This is a genomic window from Arthrobacter sp. 9AX, assembly GCF_902506095.1.
Taxonomy (GTDB): Bacteria; Actinomycetota; Actinomycetes; order Actinomycetales; family Micrococcaceae; genus Arthrobacter.
The window spans coordinates 2,950,860-2,971,961 of record NZ_LR733293.1; the positions used below are offsets into that span (position 1 = coordinate 2,950,860).

Here is a 21,102-nt window from a genome sequence, read left to right on the forward strand (position 1 = left end):
GGGCCTCCCCGCCCACGAACTGTCAGCTGACGTGGCATGTGTGGTCACAGCATTTCAACCTGCACCGCAACTGGTAGAAAACGTTAGGGCCCTGCTCGCGCAATCTCCCAACGTTGTAGTCGTGGACGACGGCAGTGGGCCCGGCTACAGCCACATCCTGGACCAGCTCACGGACGCCGGTGCCGACGTCGAACGCCTCCCGATCAACTCCGGCATCGGGGCCGCGCTCAACAAAGGGATAGAACGGGCGCGCCAGTCCGCAACAGTCCGTTACGTCCTCACGGTCGATCAAGACTCCACCCTGCCCCCTGGCTATATTCAGTCACTGCTCGCCGGGGAAGCTGCCGCTCGGGCACGGGGCCTCCGAACGGGACTTATCGGACCGGCCCGTATACGCGGCAACCCGGTAATGTCCGCCGGACGTCGAAACGGCATTCTCCTGGGCAAGGAACCAATCCAGTCCGGCCTGATGATCACAACAGACGTCCTCGATGCCGTGGGCGCCTTCCAGGAGGAACTCTTCATCGACTTGGTAGATACTGAGTTCTACCTTCGTGCAAAAACTGCGGGGTGGGCAACTGTCCTTGCCGAAGCCGAGTTCGATCATTCTTTGGGGACATTCGTTGACGCGCGAATCCTGGGCCGGGGCCTCCGGCTTCCATCCGGCCCCCTCAGGGTCCGGACCGCAGCCACTTGGCGGTATTACTACATCTTCAGGAACCGTGTTTTGGTCTCGCGACAGTACGCGCGCAGGCACCCGCTGTGGGTGGCTGCCGGTTACTGGGCCGACCTCCGCCATCTTGCAGTGGTGACACTTTTGGCACCTGGACGGGCAGCGCGCCTTGCTGCGGCAGGAGCGGGCCTGCGGGACGGGCTGCGTGGGCGGACGGGCAAAAAGCCAGGCGCGTGAAGGCAAGCGGCCGCCCCTGGCCTGCTCTGGTTTGGTTCACCGCTGAGCCGTGGGGGAGGATATAGTCCATGCGCGGAATTATTCTTGCCGGCGGGACCGGATCACGTCTTCACCCCATCACGCACGGCATCAGCAAGCAACTGGTCCCGGTGTATGACAAGCCGATGATTTACTACCCGCTGTCAACTCTGATCCTGGCGGGTATCAGGGACATCCTTATCATCACCACCCCTCACGACGCAGAGCAATTCCAGCGGCTGCTCGGGGACGGCTCCCAATTCGGCATCAATCTCACCTACGTCCAGCAGCCTTCGCCGGACGGCCTCGCCCAGGCCTTCATCCTTGGGGAGGAGCATATCGGCGGTGAAACCGTAGCGCTGGTGCTCGGCGACAATATCTTTTACGGCCAGGGCATGGGCACCCAGCTGCGGAAGTACGCAGACCTTGAAGGCGGGGCGGTCTTCGGATACTGGGTCAAGGACCCCAAGGCATACGGCGTCGTCGAGTTTGACGGACAGGGCACAGCCATATCGCTGGAAGAAAAACCTCAACAGCCTAAGTCGCACTACGCGGTGCCAGGCCTCTACTTCTACGATAATGACGTCGTCGAAATCGCTAAGAACCTCAAACCTTCGCCCCGCGGCGAACTTGAGATCACCGATGTAAACAGGACCTACCTTGAGAAGGGCAACCTAAGGGTGGAGATACTTCCACGCGGTACGGCATGGCTGGACACCGGAACGTTCGATGACCTCAATGATGCTTCAAACTTCATCCGTACAGTGGAGAACCGGCAAGGACTCAAAATAGGTGCACCGGAAGAGATTTCCTGGCGCCAAGGCTTCCTGACGGATGATGAACTTCGACAGCGGGCTGAACCGCTGGTCAAGAGCGGTTACGGAGCGTACCTTCTCGGCCTGCTCGAACCGTAAAAACCTTATGTGGTTGCCGCTTGTCCCCCAAATAGTTCTCGCCGCTGTCCTTCTGCTCGCTCCCGGGCTGGCTATCGCTTGGGTGCTGCGCCTTAGGTCCTTCGACGCTTTAGCGCTTGCCCCGGCCTTGTCGGTGGGCGTCATTGTGCTGGCTTCCACTGCCACGCCCTTGTTGGGACTGCGTTACGGTCTCCTTCCCGTGGGTGCCGTGACGATCCTCCTGGCGGTAGCGGGATTTCTCGCAGGCAGGCTCACCCCAGTTGCGGTCAGGCCTCCGGAACCCGGGGCCAGCCCATCTCAAAAGTGGAGGCAGCTGGCACCGTTCGCGGCGTTTGCTGTGGCCGGAGCACTCACCGCGTTAAGGACCCTGCAGGTCATTGGGACTCCTGGATCCATCTCCCAGACCTACGACGCGGTGTTCCACCTCAACTCAGTCCGCTTCGCCCTCGATACGGGGCAGGCGTCGTCGCTGACTATCGGCGCAATGACCGGAGGCGGGTTCTACCCAGCAGGTTGGAATGCTGTAGCGACCTATGTCGCGTCGATAACTGCAACCGATGTTCCGGTTGCAGTGAACATCACCAGCGTCATCCTTGCCTCGGTTTTTTGGCCGTTGAGTTGCCTGCTCATGACCACCTGGATTGCAGGACGCCGGACAGCACCGACAGTCTTGGCCGGCATCGCCTGCGCCTCCCTGGGAGCCTTTCCGTTGCTGATGATGGACTTTGGAGTTCTGTACCCTAACTTGCTGGCAATCAGTGTCCTACCGGCATGTGTTGCCTTGGCAGCACGCCTGACAGGCTCCGGCGCGGCAACGGGCGGCCCCGGACAAGTGCCGGCTGTCCTGGCGCTCCTGTTATCTCTTTCGGGTTTGGTGGTTGCGCATCCAACGACGTTCATGGCCTGGCTCCTGTGGACGCTTCCCATGGCCGCTCTCTCGGTTTACAGGTCCGCTCCTCAATTCTGGAAAGACCGTGCCATCGCCCGGCGCCGATTCAACATCTACGTGTCTGCAGTCTTTGCTTATTGCGCACTGTTCCTCATTTTGTGGTTAACCCTTCGGCCCCCTGAAGAAGCCTCCTTCTGGGGTCCCTACCATACGGTCGCGCAAGCCCTGGGCGAAGCGATTCTCGTAGCCCCCATGGGGCTGGCCCCCGCCTGGCTCGTGGCGCCACTGGCGCTCCTTGGTTTGTGGTCGTGTTTTCAACGCCCCCGCAGCTTCGCCTGGGCAGGACTCGCGTTCGTGATTTTTTCGGGGATCTTCGTCCTGGTCGCAGGGTTCCCGAGTTCACCGATCAGAAATTTTGTGGCAGGCGTCTGGTACAACGACAGCTATCGTGTCGCAGCGCTTCTTCCCGTGGGTGCCGTTCTGATGGTGGCCTTGGGAGTGGACTGGGCGGAGTCCCAACTCAGGTGTGGCCAGTGGCGTGTGCCAGCAGCGCCACTCCTGCGACGTCTTCGGTTGCCCGCTTCCCTTGGAAGGAGCCCTCTGATCCGCCTGGGAGGGCTTGCAGTTCTAGTTGTGATCGCCGTCGCCGTGGGCCAGCAGGGCAGCGTGAAGCACGAAGCTGGACAGGCCTCCACGCGTTACGCCATCAGCAGCGACTCGCCCCTGGTGTCGGCAGACGAACTGGAACTGATTCACCGGCTGCCGCAAACCGTTCCTTCAGATTCCACTCTTATTGGAAACCCCTACACTGGTGCGGCGCTCTCCTACGCCTTGAGCGGCCGGAAAGCCGCCCAACTTCACATCCTCAGCTACGTGTCACCTGAGCTTGAAGAAATCTACAACAACCTTGGCTCAATTGCCGCGGATCCTGAAGTTTGCGCCGCCGTCGAGCACGAGAAAGCGTTCTACGTCCTCGACTTCGGAACCAAGGAAGTTCACGGCGGCGAGCACACGCCGCGGGGACTGACGCACTTGGACAGCAACCCGGGGCTGCAGCTGATTGACAGCGAGGGTGACGCGAAGCTCTACGAGATAACCGCCTGCGGTGCATGAGTGCGCTCATGCACCGCAGGCGGGGGGCAGCACTCAGGCATCCGAGCGACTCCGGAGCTCTGCAACAACCTCATGTACCTCGCCGTCCATAATTACTTTCCCGTGTTCCAGGAGAACTCCGCGCTCGCACACAGTGGAGACCAGGTCAAGATCATGGCTGACCACAAACAGGGTCTTGCCGTGATCTGAGAGTTCCTTGATCTTTGCGATGCATTTTCTCTGGAAAGGCTCGTCCCCCACCGCCAGAATCTCGTCGATGAGGAAGACTTCCGGGTCCGTGTGGACGGCGATGGAAAACGCCAGGCGCAGGTACATCCCCGATGAATAAAACTTCACCTCGGTATCGATGAATTCGCCAATCTCCGAGAACTCAACGATGGAATCAAACATGTCATCGATCTGCTGCTCGGTCATGCCGAGGATGGCCCCGTTCAGGTAGACGTTGTCGCGTCCACTGAGGTCATGGTGGAAGCCGGCACCAACCTCGATAAGGCCTGCTACGCGTCCGCGGGTACGCACGGAGCCTCCGTCCGGCTGAAGTACACCGGAGATCAGTTTCAACAGAGTGGACTTGCCGGAGCCGTTGAGTCCAAGGAGGGCCACCGTCTCACCCTGCTTCACCTCCAAGGAAACGTCCGTCAACGCCATAAACTTCTTGGACAGATCCCCCTTGCGGCCTTTGACCAGCCATACAAGGGCTTCCTTCAGGGACCTGGTATGCCGAAGGACGAACTGTTTGCGGACGCCAATGCAGCTGATTGCAACGTGGCCGTGCGGCGTCATGTCAGAGCTCCTGGGCGAAGTGGACGGAAAGTTTACGGAACATCAACTGGCCAAGGAACAGGATGGCGAGGGAAGTAAACAATGAGATGGGCAGCCAGAAGTTCAGCAGATCGGGAGGCATGGTATCGCGGACCACCTGGTCTGCTTTCAGGGTCGGTTCCCAGAATGCCCAGTGAAAGACTTCCACGGCGGTTGTGATCGGATTCAGCTGGTATATCCAGTACCAGGGTCCCATGACGCGTTCCACCATCGTCCAGACATAGAGCACCGGCGAGGCCCAGGTGACAACCATTACGATCATGTCCACGATGTTCTCGGAATCGCGGAAATAGACGTTAGCGGCGCCGAACATCAGCCCGAGACCAGTGGCAAGCACCGCCATCATGACGAAGATCAGCACAGCGGCGGCCAGTTGCAGCACAGATGGCGTCCAGCCCACAACCAGGCATGCCGCGATCAGCACCACAAGCTGCGGCAGGAAGTGTGCGGCCGAGACCCACACGGTCGCTGCGGGGAACAATTCCCTCGGCAGGTAGATCTTCCGGATAAGGTCCCGGTTGTCGACGATGGACCGCGTGGCGTTTGACAATGATTCGGTGAAGAAGTTGACCAGCACAATCCCCGAAAAGAGGTAAACCGCGTAGTTGGGCGTCCCGTGTTCAAGGTTCAGGAAGATCCCCAAGGCGATGAAGTAGATCAGAAACTGCATCAGCGGTTTCACGTAGGACCACATCAGGCCGAGCACCGATCCGCGGTAACGGATTTTTATTTCTTTCCGGACCAGCAGCTTCAGCAGGAAACGGTCGCCGTAGATGTCGAGGAGGCCGCGGCCCACCCCAGGTTTGACTAGCTGGTCCAACTGTCGGGCCATCTAGCTGTTGTCCTTGGAATCGGCGTCGAACGTCTTCTTCCATGCTGCAATCGAGGTGATCTCGGGAACAGCAGCGCGGTATTGCTCGGCCAGCTTGTCCCATTCCCTGTAGAGCCGGAGGTGCAGTGCTGTGGCTTCAGCCAGCATTGACTTCAGTTTCTTGGGGTCGCGCCGGTACCAGGATGCCCCCGTGCCCTCAGCATTGGAGACAATGACGCTGTCGTAATGGGCAAGCCGGAACCAGCGATTATCGCGATGCGCCAGGAAGCCCTGGGGGCGTTCCGAGCTCTCCGGCGCAGGAGCCTTGATCAGCTGCCGTGACACGGTTTTGATGCCCCATGAAACCAGGTCCTTCTTGCGGGGCATGCCAATGGCGGCGCCGCCCATGGGACCCCTGCTCAGTTTTGGTGCAGGGAAGTCGTCAACGTCCTCCTTCAGCTGGGCATCCGGGTACTCGGACTTCAGTGCGTTGATCTCCGGAAGCCTCGTGGCAAGGACCCTGTGCAGGTCGTCGGGTCCCTTGAGGAGATCCTTCAGAGCCTCAATCCGGCCGTGCTCGGTGAAGTACTGCATGGACACCAGGTGCTTGACGTCAGCCTGGACGGATTCCCGCAACACACGGCCGCCCTTGGCGTACGGGCTGTGGATGAGGGTGGTGATGAGCCGGTTCCGCCCGTGGAAGTAGGACTGCCAGCCAACCATGTCGTCTTTGTCGGCCCATGAGACATGCCACACCGCAGCACCAGGCAGGGAGACGGTTGCAAAGCCAGCTTCCCGGGCACGGAGGCCATATTCGGCGTCATCCCACTTGATGAACAACGGAAGGGACAGCCCGATTTCCTCGATCACCTTGGTGGGAATCAGGCACATCCACCAGCCGTTGTAGTCTACGTCCACGCGGCGGTGGAGCCACGCAGTCTGTCGGAGGTTGGCGACACTGAAATCGTGGCGCAACTCCATGTCGGCATGCGGTTGTGCCGGCACAATGCGGTATGGGTCGACGACCTCGCCAAAGGTGTGCAGGACACTGCGGCTGTAGAGGTCGAACATGTGCCCGCCGACAATGGTCGGTTTACGGCAATGGTCAGCGAAGGTCAGCAGCCGGACAATGCTTTCGGGTTCAACTACGATGTCGTCGTCAAGCAACAGGACGTAGTCACTGCCGTTCCCGACAGCCTCGTACATGCCCCGGGCAAACCCGCCGGAGCCGCCCAGGTTGGCCTGGTTGATGACGCGCAGCTTGCCGCCGAGGGACGCTGCAACGTCGGCAAAACCGGGCTGGTCCTGCACCTTCTGTGTACCCTGGTCGACGATCAGGATCTCCTTGACATTTGACAGGACGTCCAGGTTCTCCGCGAGGATTCGGGCGTTGTTCAAGCAAAAGTCAGGCTTGTTCATCGTCGTGATTTCCAGCGTGACCTGGCCACTTTCACGGGCGGCTTCCGCGGTCTCCCACTGTCCGCCTTCAAGAAGCAGCCCCTCGGCGCCCGCTGCGAGATCGAACCAGTACCAGCCGCCATCGCCAAAAGGTTTGAGGGAGAGCTCAAAAACGGAGGTGGTGTCCCCTTCGACGTGCCGGCCGTCGACGCGCTGGATCGAGCCCCGGGCGTTTGACTTGTAGACCGTGACCGTTCCGGCGCCCCGGGTTCTGACGACGAGCCGAATATCCCGGACAGACGTCCAGCGCCGCCAATAGCTTGCGGGGAAGGCGTTGAAATAAGTGCCGAACGAGATCTGCTCGCCGGATCGAACGCTCATGGACTCACGTGACAGCAAGTCTTCGAAATGCGCCTGGCTGACCCCGGAGCTGAACATCTGCAGCTTGTCTTCAGGCAGCTTCGGCGCGCGCGCCAGTTCGTCGTTCTCCCGCAGGCGGATCCCACTGGCAGGGCCGGCGTCCACGTAGAGCGGGATGGTGTCCGTCTGGTCGGCGGAAGGCAGGATCACCCGTTGGATCGTGCGCCAGTCAATTACTTCGTCCGCGGCACTCATGCGGTGACTCCTCCACTTACGATCTTGGCGCCGCCATCAAAATGCGGACGGATAGCGTTATCGAACATAGTCAGCGCTGACCCAATGGCCATGTGCATGTCCAGGTACTTGTAGGTGCCCAGGCGGCCGCCGAACAGCACATCGTTCTCTGCGGCAGCGAGGTCGCGGTACTTGAGCAGGCGTTCGCGGTCCGCGGAGGTGTTGACCGGGTAGTACGGCTCGTCACCCTTCTCGGCGAAACGCGAGAATTCGCGCATGATGACCGTCTTCTCGGTCTGGTAGTCACGCTCGGGGTGGAAATGGCGCGGTTCGATGATCCTGGTGAAGGGCACGTCCTCGTCGTTGTAGTTCACAACGGACGTTCCCTGGAAATCACCGACCTCAAGAACCTCTTCCTCAAAGTCAATGGTGCGCCAGGAGAGGTCGCCCTCCGCGTACTCGAAATACCGGTCGACGGGGCCTGTGTAGACCACCGGGATGTTCCCGACGACCTTGTTCTTGCTGTATTCATGCGACTCGTCAAAGAAGTCGGTGTTCAGCCGCACTTCGATGTTGGGGTGCTCGGCCATCTTCTCAATCCAGGCGGTGTAGCCGTTGGTGGGCAAACCCTCGTACTTGTCATTGAAGTACCGGTTGTCGTAGTTGTAGCGCACCGGGAGCCGCGAGATGATGCCGGCCGGAAGATCCTTGGGGTCGGTCTGCCACTGCTTGCCGGTGTAGTGCTTGATGAAGGCCTCGTACAGGGGGCGGCCGATCAGCTGGATGCCCTTGTCGTTGAGGTTCTGTGGATCAGTCCCTGCAAGCTCGCCGGCCTGCTCATGGATGAGATCCTTCGCCTGGCCCGGGGTGAGGTTGGCCCGGAAGAACTGGTTGATGGTCGCGAGGTTGATCGGCAGGGAATACACCTCACCCTTGTGCACGCCATAGACCTTGTGCACGTAGTCGGTGAAGGTGGTGAACCTGTTGACGTACTCCCACACCCGTTCATTGGACGTGTGGAAAAGGTGGGCCCCATACCGGTGGATCTCAATACCGGTCTGCTCTTCCTTTTCGCTGTAGGCATTACCGCCGATATGGTGGCGGCGGTCCATCACAACGACCTTCAAGCCGAGCTCAGTGGCAGCCTGTTCTGCGATTGTCAGGCCAAAAAAGCCGGACCCTACAATGACGAGGTCAGCGGTCACAAAATCTCCTGGTTTGAATGCGGGCAGCACAATGTCGTCCAAAGTCTGCTGTTCTAGCCTACCCGAGCCACCACAGCCCACGTCGAATCAAGGCGGCCGGGAACCCGCCCAAAAGACGCGGTTCAGGCCTCGGTCAGAAGCCCGTCCTGCTCAAGGTACCGGGCCCCGGAGTGGGGGCACACCCATTCCCCGCCGTCCTGCTTCAGCGGGTGCCCCGCCTTCCCCACCCAGCCGACACGCCGGGCAGGAACACCCGCCACGAGCGCGAAATCGGGCACGTCCTTGGTGACAACAGCGCCTGCGGCGACCGTTGCCCATGCCCCGATGGTCACCGGCGCGATGCACACGGCCCGCGCCCCGATCGCCGCGCCCTCGCGGATGGTGACCCCCACTTTGTCCCAGTCATCCTCAGTCTTGAGGGCGCCGTCGGGAGTCACCGCACGGGGGAACACATCGTTGGTCAGCACCACAGCGGGGCCGATGAAGACCCCGGCCTCCAGCACTGCCGGCTCGTACACCAGCGCATAATTCTGCACCTTGCAGTTGTCGCCCAGCGTTGCGCCGGGACCAATGTACGCACCACGGCCGATGACGCAGTTCTCCCCCACCCGCGCAAACTCGCGGACCTGTGCCAAATGCCATACTTTCGTCCCTGCCCCGATCACGGATTCATCGGACACATCAGCGCTGGCTGCAACAGTGCTCACAAGGGCTCCTTAGTGGCAGGGACCGCGTCCGCGATCGAAGTTGTAGCGATCCTAACCGAGCGCCGCCGGAGATTGTCCACATAGAGAAAGTCACCCGGGCGGCGTGCCGCTCTGCTTGGCTAGCGTGGGTTCAAAGGCCGTGAGGATCTGTACCCATGAAATTCCATTGCACCCTCGTCTGCAGCCCGGCATCCGGGGCAGGTGACGAACCCCTGGAACTCACCATCCAGGCTTCCGAAGGCACCCCCGGCGCCCTCCTCCAAGCCGAACTCACCTGTCAGTTCGGCACCGGTCCTGTCTCCATCAAGGGTAAGGACCTCAGATCACTCACCGTAGGGGCCGCCCCATTAACAAACGGTGCCGTGCTGGTGAACGGGGCCTCCCACCCGGGTGCCCGTAAATTACGACGTCGGGCGCCCACCGAAGATGCGCGCCTCGCCCTTGCGGTCCACAGCGGCGTCGGCGCCGGCACCGTGGTTCCACTGCGCCGCGGTTCGTACACCATCGGCCGGAGCGGTACCAGGATTGTTGTCCCCGACCCCGAGCTCTCCCGCGAACACGCCCGGCTCGATGTCAGCGATACGGACATAGTGCTCGTCGATCTGGACAGCGCCAACGGCATTCACGTGGACGGTCAGAGGGTCCGGCACGCCGTTATCTCAACCGACTCCGCCGTCCGCTGCGGGAACACCGCAATGTCATTGGCCCTGATGGACCCGCCGGCATACGCGCTCGCTGACTCCGGAATGTCGACCCAGGAGCCCGTCGTCGTCACCGGCAGAGCTGAGACAGGCAACCGGGCCACGCTCATCCTGGCGGCTGCCCTGCCGCTGCTGATCGGGGTGGTGCTTGCGGTGGCCACAGGCATCTGGATGTTCCTTGCTTTTTCGGCCGCCTCGGCCGTGTCCGTCCTCGTGCCCCTTGCATCCGGCCGCCGCCAGCGCCGTGAACTCGCCAAAGCCGTCGCGGCTGCGGTGGCCCAAGACCGCGAACGACGACGGCGGGCGGGTCCGTCGTTGGCCTGCCTGGTGTTGGCTGAACGTCAGAAGCAAAGCCCCCAGGCACAGGGCGAACGGAAGCAGGGCAGCCGTCCGCAGGAAGGCCCCGAATCACCCGCTGAAGGCAGCGAAGTGTGGCTGCGGCTCGGTGAAGCGCCCCAACCTGCGAACGTGAAGATTGAGCCGGCCGGTTCGTTTGTCAGCATTCCGTCCGCGGGCACCGTCCCCGTTGCCTTGGATCCGGGCATCTCCAGGACGACATTCCGCGGGCCACTTGTTGTTGCTGACGGCCTGATCCGCTCGCTCATGATGCAGCTCGCGGGATACCCCAGGGCGCGCGGCACCCGCATCCTCATCGTGGGCGAGGCGCATCGCCTTCCCCTCGGGGCGCGGTACCTGCCCCGCACTGCCCTTACCGCTTCCCCGGACGAGGCGCGCCGGATTCTGGGCGAAGGCTTCGGACACGGCTGCCAACGCGGTGTCCTTCTGCTGGTGGGCAGCGCGCGGCCAGACGACGACGTAACGGCGGCCCTGGCCACACGGCTCGGCTGGCAAGTCCTTCAGTTTGCCGTGGCTGACGCCGGAAATGACGGCACCTGCCAGGTACAGCTTTCGGAGCGGGCATCCATCCTGACGAGTCCGACAGGTGACGTTGTCTTCGTCCCTGATCTGGCCGCGGAGGAGACCTTCAACGATTTCTGCCGAAAACTCGCTGGACATCCGGCGCCGGCAGACACTGGCCAGCGAGCTGTCCCCAGTTCCGCCTCACTCCAGGACCTTCTGGCGCTCTCTCCGGAAAGTATTGCTGCCCGATGGCAATTGAGCGGCCAAACCAACGGGCTGCCCGTACCTTTGGGAATGAGCGCTGCCGGAACGCGCAGCCTTGACCTCATCGCCGACGGCCCGCATCTGCTGGTCGCGGGGACCACCGGCTCGGGCAAGTCAGAACTGCTGCGTACCCTCACCCTCGCTTTGGCCCTCAGCCATCCACCTGACCGGGTCAACTTCCTCTTCGTGGATTTCAAGGGCGGGTCCGGGCTCGGTCCGCTGACAGACCTGGTCCACTGCGTCGGCATGCTGACGGACCTGTCCAGCTACGAACTCGAACGGACACTGGCATCCCTCAGAGCGGAAATCAGGCTGCGGGAGGAAACGTTGGCCGCCGCCCGGGTGCCGGATCTGGCCGCCTACCGCTCCACGGATCACTCACTCAGCTTCCCGCTCCCCCATCTGGTCATCCTCATCGATGAGTTCAGGATGCTTGTTGATGATGCGCCCGACGCACTCCGGGAATTGATGCGGATCGCAGCCATCGGCCGCTCGCTGGGAATCCACCTGGTTATGGCCACCCAGCGGCCGCAAGGTGCCATCACTGCGGACATCCGGGCAAACGTCACCTCCAGCATTGCCCTCAGGGTGCAATCCGACATGGAATCCTGCGACATCATCAACACGAAGGACGCAGCCGGGATCAGCGTGGACACACCCGGACGCGCCTTCGTAGTCCGCGGCACTGAAGCTGCGGAGGAATTTCAGGCCGCGACAATCGGGACGCCTCCGGCCGGCTCCGCCGAAACAGGCATTGTTACAGTGCACCTCGCCATCGACTGCCTGGGCTCAAGTGGATCTGAGGGCCCGGGCAGCAGGGGTGTTGAGGGCCAGCTCAACGTCGCTCCTCAGCCGGCCGGGCCGCAGACACCCGCCCAGGCCGCCCTCCCACTGGTGACGCGGGTTCAGGACCTGTGGCACGGACAGGAGGGACCGGCGCCGCGGTCACCGGTGGCCACTCCACTGCCCACTGACCTTCAGGCCCCTTCGAAGAAATCGCCGGCAGTCCGGCCGGGGGTCGGAAACACGGACTGGTTGATCGAACTCGGCCTCATGGATCTGCCGGAACAGCAAAAGGTTGTCCCCCTCGACTGGAGGCCCGCGCAGCACAGCCATCTGGCGTTCATCGGCGGCCCATCCTCCGGTGCACCGGAGGCGCTGGAGCTTGCCGTCACCGGACTGCTCCTCGACCCGGTCGAGGCACACTGCTACCTTCTGGATGCCGGAAACAACTTCCCCGGCTTGGGCGGTCACGGACGCGTCGGGGCACACGTTGGCCCCCACGAGCTGAGACGGGCAGTCCGGGTGCTGGAGCGACTGAAACAGGAGATGGCGCGCAGGCTGGGTGACGGCAACACGGAGGGCGTGCCGCCACTGGTGCTTGCGGTTTCCGGGTGGGGATCGTGGATCTCGGCGTTCCGGGCAGGCCCTTTGGCCTGGGCCGAAGACCTCATCCAGGACCTGGTCCGGGACGGAAGCCGCGCCAACATCGTAGTCCTGATCGCGGGTGACCGGGAGCTTGTCAATTCCCGCGCGTTCGCTTCCCTTCCAAACCGGCTCTACTTCCCCACCGGATCCAACGCGGACAGCCAAATAGCGTGGCCGCGCCTGCCAGCGACGGCCGCACTCAAGGGACGCGCTGTGGCGTTCGGTCCGGTCTCCGGTGGTGGCCCGGCTGTTTGCCAGCTCTACAGTGCGGGTCCGCAATCCGGATGGCAGTCCGACGCCGCCCCGGGGAACGCTCCCGCCCACCGTCCTTTCCGGGTCGAGCCGCTGCCGGCGCTGGTGCCGGCCACGAAGATCAACGCAATTCCAAGATCAAGCAGCGGCCGGGCCACATACCTGGTGATCGGCGTCTGCGGCGATGAACCCGTGCCGGCGTTTGCCAGGTTGACGGACGGAGGAGTGCTCACCGTCCTGGGCGGGCCCGGAGCCGGGAAAACCAATGTCATTCAGGCGCTGCCCCTGATGAATCCGGAGGGCGGGCCATGGCTCCGTCCCGCAGACGGAAACGACCCGGAAGTCTTCTGGCGGCAGTCGTTGGCAAGTGCAGCAGCGGGCGGCCTTCCATCCGGGACAGTGGCGCTCGCCGACGATGCTGACCTCCTCACGGCCGGGGCGCTGCAGTACCTGACAGAGTTCAACGCGTTGGGTTACCCAGTAGTGCTGACGGCCAACTACAGCCCGTTGCTCCTGCAGCGCGTGCCATTGGTGATGAAGTCACGCGGGGCCGGCACAGGAGTTTTGTTGGCGCCGCGTTCGCTCTCGGACGGCGATCTGTTCGGCACCCGGTTCGAAACGGAGGCCAATCCACCAGCCGGGAGGGGTGTGCTCATCACTGACGGCATAGCACGGAGCATCCAGGCGGGCCGGGCTGCAGGCAGCCCGCAACAGAACTGACCGGCCCCACGCCAAAACGGGGCGCAGCATTCAGGCTCCGTCCGGCAAAGGTACAGCCCCCCCGTCAGAGGGCCGGCGTCGAGCTTCCCGTGCGGGAGGCGAAACTGATGACCTTGTTGTGGAACAGGAGCACAACCGCGGTGGCAGCGGGGAGCAGCATCGCCAGCCCCGCGATGGGAAGGCCGGCACTCAGTGTGGGGAAGCCTATGGTGAGGACAAACAACTGGGCCACCAAGGCAGCGGCCCTGGTCCACCGGTAACCCCGGTAGAGATACAGTGACACCGTGTACAGCCAGGTCGAAAAAGCCAGCAGCAGCCCCAGGGTAAAGACAGCGCCCCAGAAAGACATCACCGGGCTTCCAGCAAACAGCTGGTAGCCGTACCAGGCCGCCGCCGCCAACAGGGCAGTTGCCTCGGCGGCGACAATCACCGCCACCACAAGCACAGCGGGCGGCCGTACCCGGCTGGCTCCCCCATCCGGCTGCTTCGGCCAGGACCCCTCTGACGGATTCCGGGGGTCTGCGGGGTTTTCGGGAGCTCTTGACACACTGGCACCCTACCGGACATAGTCGGACAGTGGTGAGGCCCAATACCACCACTGTGATGTATCGCTCAGCTCTCCGGGGATTTCAAGCCTAATTACCCCTTGTTTACACAGCGTTAACATGACAGGCTTGATTCAGATGACCAACGGGGCCCTGCCGGGCCCCTTTCCTTTGTAGCTACTAGTGAATAATTTCACAAAGGGCACTTCCCAGAAATGGAGCAACTGATCAGCATGGATTGGCGTAACCGCGCAGCGTGCCTCGAAAAGGACCCGGAACTGTTTTTCCCCGTAGGAAACACAGGTCCGGCGCTCCTGCAGATCGAGGAAGCCAAAAGCGTCTGCCGCCGGTGTCCGGTAGTGGACACATGCCTGCAGTGGGCTCTGGAGTCGGGCCAGGACGCCGGGGTATGGGGCGGCATGAGCGAAGACGAGCGCCGCGCCCTGAAGCGCCGGGCAGCCCGCGCCCGCCGGGCCTCTTGATTATTCGAAGGCACCTTAACGGCTGAAGAACTTAGAAAAGGCCCTGGCCGCAACCCGCAAGGGATGCGGCCGGGGCCTTTTTATGGCTCCAGCTTACTTGGCCGTCAGGTTCAGCCGGATCTGGACGGAGGTGCCGCCGCCGTCGCGGGGCAGCCACTGGATGGTCCCGCCAAGCTCGCTGGTGACAAGCGTGCGGACGATCTGCAGCCCCAACCCCTCAACACGGGGTGTATCGGGAAGGCCCACGCCGTCGTCGGCAATGGTGACGGTGAGTTCCTCGCCCTCATCACCGTCGGAACGATCGGCCAAAAGCCACACCGTTCCCGTCCTTCCCTCAAGTCCATGCTCCACAGCGTTGGTGACCAGCTCGTTGATCACCAACGCCAGCGGAGTGGCGAAATCGCTCGGCAGCTCGCCGAACATTCCGGAACGTTTAGTCCGCACTTGCTGAGATGGCGACGCAACCTCCGCCGACAACCGGAACTGCCGGCCGATCAGCTCGTCGAAATCCACGCTCTGCGTCAGGCCTTGGGACAATGTTTCGTGAACCAGGGCGATGGTGGCCACGCGGCGCATCGCCTGCTCGAGCCCCTGTTTCGCTTCGTCGCTCACCATCCGGCGGGACTGCATGCGCAACAGCGCGGCAACGGTCTGCAGGTTGTTCTTCACCCGGTGGTGGATTTCGCGGATGGTGGCATCCTTGGTCACCAGCTCCATCTCTCGGCGCCGGAGCTCGGACACGTCGCGGCAGAGGACCAGCGCGCCGAAGCGCTGCTGCTCGTCACGCAGTGGAATGGCCCGAAGTGACAAGCTCACACCCCGGGACTCGATTTCGCTGCGCCACGGCATCCGGCCCGTGACTACGAGCGGCAAGGTCTCGTCCACCATCCGGCGGTCCTTCAGCAGGCTGGCCGTGACCTCGGCAAGCGAGCGTCCCTCGAGCGATTCGCCGTCACCGAGGCGCCGGAAAGCTGACACGCCGTTGGGGCTCGCGTACTGCACCACGCCCTCGGCGTCCAGCCTGATCAGCCCATCCCCCACCCGCGGGGCGCCGCGGCGCGAACCCGTAGGCGAGGCGAAGTCCGGCCACAGCCCCAGGGTACCCATCCGCAGCAGGTCATAGGCACATTGCCGGTACGTCAGCTCAAGCCGTGAGGGCATCCGCGAACTCGAAAGGTCCATGTGCGTGGTGACCACGGCGAGGGTGCGCCCGTTCCGCACCATCGGAACGGCTTCCACCCGAAGCGCCATGTCGCTGCTCCAGTTGGTTTCGCTGGATCGCTCGATGGACCGGCTGTTCCAGGCCTTGTCCACCAGCGGCTGGAGATCCGACCGGATGGGGTCGCCCACGAAGTCGCCATGGAACACCGTGTGGGTGGTGGATGGCCGGACGTGCGCCAGAGCCACGTACCCGTGGTCTGGGTGGGGGAACCAGAGTGCCAGGTCAGCGAACGCCAGGTCCGCCACCATTTGCCAGTCCCCCACCAGGAGGTGCAGCCATTCGGCATCGCCCGGCCCGAAATCAGCGTGTTCCCTGATAGGGTCCGTAAAGATTGCCACTGCACCTCCATTTGCGACGCCGCACCGGCTAGCGTCGAACGATTGACCTCAAGAGCCTCAATGCTACCGACAGTGAGGCCATATCGTCGGCCTCGAGGGCATTGACCTCATCGAACATGCTCTTCGCCCTGCTCAGCTGCTCGGCGTTCTGCGCTTCCCAGTCCTTCAGCCGCGCCTCCGGCGAGTCGGACGCGGCGGTGGCGTCCAGCACCGCCGTCGTAATGTCCGAAACGGTGGAGTACAGGTCATCGCGCAGCGCGGCACGGGCCAGTGCCTGCCAGCGGTCCTGCCGCGGCAGGCTACTGATCCGTTCCAGGAGCGAATCAGCGTGGAAGCGGTTGAAGACGGTGTAGTAGACCGCCGCTATCTCCTCCACGGGGTTCTTGCGCACCCGGGCGATCTTGGCGATATCCAGCAGGGCAAAGCTCTCGAAGAGCTCCGCCCAGCGCAGCGCCAGCCCTTCGGGAAGCTCCCACTCACGCGCTTTTTCAAGCCACCCGGCCACCCGGTCCCGGTCATCGCCGCGCAGGTAGTCCAGCAGGCGGGCCCGCATCGGCTCCACGAGGGGCTTGACTTCGTCCACGACCTCCGCGATGGGCCGGGACACACTGCCCTGTCCCAGCAACCAGCGGACGGCCCGGTCAAGCAGCCGCCGGATGTCCAGGTGGACGTTGCTCCAGTGCTCAGTGGGGAACGACGCCGGCAGGCTGTTCAGCTCCTCCACCATCTCATCAAGCTCGTACACCTCACGCAGGGCAACAAATGCTTTGGCCACAGCGACTTCGGAGGCCGACGTCTCTTCCATGGTCCGGAAGGCGAAGGTGATGCCGCCGAGGTTGATCATGTCGTTGGCCACCACGGTGGCGATGATTTCGCGGCGCAGCGGATGCGTGTCCAGGTCCGCGTCGAAGCGTTCCCGCAACTGCTCAGGGAAGGAGGCACGCAGCGTCTTCCGGAACCAGGGATCGTCCGCCAGGTCACTGTCCCGCAGCGCGGACGCCAGTTCGATCTTGGCGTAGGCGGCCAGCACTGACAGCTCCGGGGAGGTCAGGCCCTGGCCTTGCTGGAGCCGCTCGTGCAGTTCCTCCGTGGTGGGCAGTGCCTCCAGTTCCCGGTTCAGGTCGGCCTTCTTCTCCAGCCAATCCATCAGCCGCTCGTAGCTCGGGCTCCACTCAGCCACGCGGGTACGGTCATTCAGCAGCAGGATGTTCTGGTCGATGTTGTCCTCAAGGACCAGGCGGCCCACCTCATCGGTCATCGAAGCCAGGAACCCTGCACGCTCTTCCGCCGACAGCTTCCCGGCGGCCACCATCCGGTCCACGAAGATCTTGATATTGACCTCGTGGTCCGAGCAGTCAACGCCGGCAGAGTTGTCGATGGCGTCAGTGTTGAGGATGACCCCCTGCAGCGCTGCTTCAATACGGCCACGCTGCGTCATGCCAAGGTTTCCACCTTCGCCGACCACCTTGACCCGCAGGTCCTTGCCGTCCACGCGGATGGCGTCATTCGCCTTGTCCCCCACGGAGGCGTTGGATTCGGTGCTCGCCTTGACGTACGTTCCGATGCCGCCGTTGTACAGCAGGTCCGCGGGCGCCAGCAGGATGGCGCGGAGGAGTTCGGGCGGGCTGAGTTCCGTGGTGTCCGCAGGAAGCCCCAAGGCCGCGCGCACCTGGGCTGACAACGGAATCGACTTCGCCTGGCGGGCGAATACTCCCCCGCCTTCGCTGATCAGGGACTTGTTGTAGTCGTCCCATGAGGACCTGGGCAGCTCGAACAAGCGCTGCCGCTCCACAAACGAGGTCTCCTCGTCCGGGTTGGGGTCCAGGAAGATGTGCCGGTGGTCAAACGCCGCGACCAGCCGGATGTGGCGGGAGAGGAGCATGCCGTTGCCGAACACGTCGCCGGACATGTCTCCCACGCCCACCACGCTGAATGGCTCCGTCTGGGTGTCCAGGTCGAGCTCGCTGAAGTGGCGCTTCACTGATTCCCATGCGCCCCGTGCGGTGATGCCCATGGCTTTGTGGTCATAGCCCACCGATCCGCCGGAGGCAAAGGCATCGCCCAGCCAGAACCCGTATTCGCCGGCCAGCCCGTTCGCGATGTCGGAGAAGGTGGCGGTTCCCTTGTCGGCCGCCACCACGAGGTACGAATCATCGCCGTCGTGCCGTACAACGTCCGACGGCGGCACGAGGCGTTCGCCGTCGCCCTCCGTGAGCAGGTTGTCCGTGAGGTCGAGCAGGCCGCGGATGAACGTCTTGTAGCTTTCGATGCCTTCGGTCATCCAGGCGGAGCGGTCCACGGCGGGGTCCGGGAGCTGCTTGGCGAAGAAACCGCCCTTCGCACCGGTGGGCACGATGACGGCGTTCTTCACCGTCTGCGCCTTCACGAGACCAAGGACCTCGGTACGGAAATCTTCGCGCCGGTCGGACCAGCGCAGGCCGCCGCGGGCCACCTTTCCGAACCGGAGGTGGACGCCCTCGACGCGGGGCGCGTAGACCCAGATCTCGAACATCGGGCGCGGGAAGGGCAGGCCCTTGATCTGTGCCGGATCGAGCTTGAAGCTCAGATGCGGCTTGTACTGGTAAAAGTTGGTCCGCAGGGTTGACTCGATCAGGTTCACGAAGGTCCGCAGCACCCGGTCGGCGTCAAGGGTTGCCACCTTTTCAATGGCCTCCGACAGCTCCTCGTGCACGGACGCCTGAGCCTCAAGCCGCTCTTCTGCACTCAGCGAGGGATCAAAGCGGGCGGCGAACAGCGCACTGAGGCCCCTGGTCACATCGGGGTTCGCAAGGAGGGTGTCCGCCATGAACCCGAAGGAGTTGGTGTTCCCCATCTGGCGCATGTACCTGGCGTAGGCACGCAGCACCGTGATCTGCCGCCACTGCAGGCCCTCCCGGAGGACCAGCCTGTCAAACGCGTCGGACTCGGCTGCACCGGTCACCGCGGCACCAAAGGAATCGGCCAGCAGTTGGCTGGTGGCCAGCGGATCCACCCCGGCCGGGTACTTCAAGCCGAGGTCATAAAGGAAGAAGTCGCGGCGGTCCGCTGTTTCAATTTCGAACGGGCGCTCGTCCAGCACTTCCAGGCCAAGGTTGTGGAAGAAGGGAAGGATCTGGCTCAGGCTCTTCGGCTCCAGCATGTAGAGCTTGACCCGGGCGTCCTCCTCCAGCGTGGCGCCCGCCCCTTCCGGAAGGTAGACGTGGACGCCGGGGCGTTCCTGTTTAGCACCTGCCGTCCGTTCCGCGGCCGCACCGTACTTTTCGAAGCGGGCGATGTCCTCGAGGGCATCCTCGACTTCGTAGTCCACCCGGTAGCTGGCGGGGAAAGCCTCCGACCAGATGGCCGCCAATTCCTTGGCGTTGGGGACGTCGCGGCTTTCACGCAGCACGTCCGCGATGCCTTCGCTCCAGGAGCGGGCGGCGAGAACCAGCCGTTTTTCCAGTTCTTCGGTGTTGACGTGGCTGACGTCGGCGCCCTTGGGCAGGCGGATGCGGAAGAAGAGCCTGGCGAGGGCGGACTCCGTCATCCGGGCTTCGTAGTCGATGGACACGGCCTGAAAAGTTTCGCGCAGTTCCTGCTCGATGCGGAGCCGGACGTTGGTGGTGTACCTGTCCCTGGGCAGGTACACCACAGCGGACATGAAACGGCCGTAGATGTCCGGCCGCAGGAACAGCCGGGTGCGCCGGCGCTCCTGCAGTTTCTGGATGCCCAGGGCTGTGGCGGCAAGGTCCGGGACTTCAATCTGGAAGAGTTCATCCCTGGGGTAGGTTTCAAGTATGCCCAGGAGGTCCTTGCCTGAGTGTGAGTCCGGCGGGAAGCCTGCGCGGTTCAGGACGGCGTCCACCTTTTCCCGGACGATGGGGATGCTGCGCACAGAGCCGGTGTAGGCGCTGGTGGCGAAGAGGCCGATGAAGCGCTGTTCACCGTTGACGTTGCCCGCCGCGTCAAAACTCTTGACGCCGATGTAGTCCAGGTATGCGGACCGGTGGACAGTAGAGCGGGAATTAGCCTTCGTGATGACCAGGGCACGCTTTTCCCGGGCCTTCTTCCGGCCGGTGTCCGTGAGGTGCTGGATGTGCGGTGAATCCGCGGCCGGGCGCAACAGCCCCAGGCCGCTGCCCTCGCGCAGTTCCAGGACGTCTTCCCCATCCACCGTCACCAGATCGTATTCGCGGTAGCCCAGGAACGTGAAGTTGCCGTTGTCGAGCCAATGCAGGAGGTCCTGGGCCTGGCGCAGCTCCGCTATCTGCGCGGGGTTGGCCACCTTGTCCAGGTTCTCGGCGATTTCCAGGGCTTTCTGGCGCATTTTCGGCCAGTCTTCCACCGCGGCCCGGACATCGTTGAGGACCCGCCGCAGGCCTTCCAGCAGCGCCGCTTTGGCTTCATCGGAAACGCGGCTGATTTCGACGGCGATCCACGACTCCATGTACGAGGCGTTTTCGCCCTGGGCAATGAGGTGGGAAAGATTGGGCATGGCAGCGGTGTCACCGCTGGAGATGCCGATGTGGGACGGGACCTTGTTGACCTTCACCAGGGCGCCGGTTTCCCGGTTTCGGGTGGCAACGAACAGCGGATGGACCACCAGCCGGATGGCAGCGTGCTGACGGACGAGCTCCGCGTTGACGGAGTCAACGAGGAAGGGCATGTCGTCGGTGACCACGAAGACCACACTGCTGTCTTCTTCGTCCACGATGGAAATGTTGGCTTCGCCGGGCTTCCGGAGGGAAGCGACGTTCCGGTGGCCTTCGGCCCGGGCGGTCAGCACGTTCCCGGTGTAGCTCCGGGCGTCTTCTTCGGCGAGGTGCTCATAGTAGTCCCCAAGAAAGCCTTCATGGCCGTCAATGGAAAGGGGCTGATCCTCCACGCTGGATCCAGACGACATCGACAAACGCCTCCATCACAAGTCTT

Annotated in this window: 13 protein-coding genes; 5 read left to right on the plus strand and 8 right to left on the minus strand. The window is 63.0% G+C overall.

Going from position 1 to position 21,102, the window contains the following annotated elements; all coding sequences use genetic code 11:
- Positions 1-40 precede the first annotated feature (40 nt).
- The 3 genes from BACI348_RS13605 (at position 41) to BACI348_RS13615 (ending at position 3,844) form a co-directional block, all read left to right on the plus strand.
- On the plus strand, positions 41-910 hold the full coding sequence (locus BACI348_RS13605; protein ID WP_236557559.1) for a glycosyltransferase: 870 nt from the start codon (positions 41-43) through the stop codon (positions 908-910).
- Between the two features lie 68 nt (positions 911-978).
- Positions 979-1,842, plus strand: coding sequence for a glucose-1-phosphate thymidylyltransferase RfbA (gene rfbA / locus BACI348_RS13610; protein WP_159826601.1), 864 nt, complete (start codon positions 979-981; stop codon positions 1,840-1,842).
- Positions 1,763-3,844 carry a DUF6541 family protein gene (locus BACI348_RS13615; RefSeq protein ID WP_159826603.1) on the plus strand — a complete coding sequence of 694 codons (2,082 nt, stop codon included), beginning with the start codon at positions 1,763-1,765 and terminating at the stop codon, positions 3,842-3,844. Before rfbA ends, BACI348_RS13615 begins: the two co-directional genes overlap by 80 nt.
- 33 nt (positions 3,845-3,877) lie before the next feature.
- Here BACI348_RS13615 and BACI348_RS13620 read toward each other — a convergent pair whose 3' ends face one another.
- The 5 genes from BACI348_RS13620 to BACI348_RS13640 all read right to left on the minus strand — a co-directional run bounded on the left by BACI348_RS13620 (position 3,878) and on the right by BACI348_RS13640 (position 9,381).
- A complete protein-coding gene (locus BACI348_RS13620; protein WP_159826605.1) occupies positions 3,878-4,627 on the minus strand; it encodes an ABC transporter ATP-binding protein in 750 nt (249 codons plus the stop codon).
- A gap of 1 nt (position 4,628) precedes the next feature.
- Positions 4,629-5,498: an ABC transporter permease gene (locus BACI348_RS13625; protein ID WP_159826607.1), complete on the minus strand. Its 870-nt coding sequence runs from the start codon at positions 5,496-5,498 to the stop codon at positions 4,629-4,631.
- The gene (locus BACI348_RS13630) at positions 5,499-7,490 is read right to left on the minus strand and encodes a glycosyltransferase (RefSeq protein ID WP_159826609.1); all 1,992 of its coding nucleotides are present in this window, start codon (positions 7,488-7,490) and stop codon (positions 5,499-5,501) included.
- On the minus strand, positions 7,487-8,674 hold the full coding sequence (glf, locus tag BACI348_RS13635; protein WP_159826611.1) for a UDP-galactopyranose mutase: 1,188 nt from the start codon (positions 8,672-8,674) through the stop codon (positions 7,487-7,489). Before glf ends, BACI348_RS13630 begins: the two co-directional genes overlap by 4 nt.
- Before the next feature lie 122 nt (positions 8,675-8,796).
- Entirely contained in the window at positions 8,797-9,381 is a 585-nt protein-coding gene (locus tag BACI348_RS13640; RefSeq protein WP_159826613.1) for an acyltransferase, read from the minus strand.
- Between the two features lie 155 nt (positions 9,382-9,536).
- Here BACI348_RS13640 and BACI348_RS13645 point away from each other — a divergent pair, with 155 nt between their 5' ends.
- Positions 9,537-13,607, plus strand: coding sequence for a type VII secretion EssC family protein (locus tag BACI348_RS13645; RefSeq protein WP_159826615.1), 4,071 nt, complete (start codon positions 9,537-9,539; stop codon positions 13,605-13,607).
- Positions 13,608-13,671: 64 nt separating this feature from the next.
- On the opposite strand, the gene BACI348_RS13650 is transcribed toward BACI348_RS13645, so the two are convergent.
- Positions 13,672-14,154 (minus strand): hypothetical protein, encoded by a 483-nt coding sequence (locus BACI348_RS13650; protein WP_159826617.1) that lies wholly within the window; start codon positions 14,152-14,154, stop codon positions 13,672-13,674.
- Between the two features lie 231 nt (positions 14,155-14,385).
- Between BACI348_RS13650 and BACI348_RS13655 the strand changes: the two genes are divergently transcribed.
- Complete coding sequence (locus tag BACI348_RS13655; RefSeq protein WP_015937605.1) at positions 14,386-14,634, plus strand: WhiB family transcriptional regulator; 249 nt, start codon at positions 14,386-14,388, stop codon at positions 14,632-14,634.
- A gap of 93 nt (positions 14,635-14,727) precedes the next feature.
- Here the strand turns inward: BACI348_RS13655 and BACI348_RS13660 are convergent, their stop codons facing one another.
- Together BACI348_RS13660 and BACI348_RS13665 are read right to left on the minus strand one after the other, a co-directional pair.
- A complete protein-coding gene (locus tag BACI348_RS13660) occupies positions 14,728-16,194 on the minus strand; it encodes a sensor histidine kinase (protein ID WP_159826619.1) in 1,467 nt (488 codons plus the stop codon).
- 28 nt (positions 16,195-16,222) lie between these two features.
- Positions 16,223-21,076: an NAD-glutamate dehydrogenase gene (locus BACI348_RS13665; RefSeq protein WP_159826621.1), complete on the minus strand. Its 4,854-nt coding sequence runs from the start codon at positions 21,074-21,076 to the stop codon at positions 16,223-16,225.
- Between the last annotated feature and the right edge of the window lie 26 nt (positions 21,077-21,102).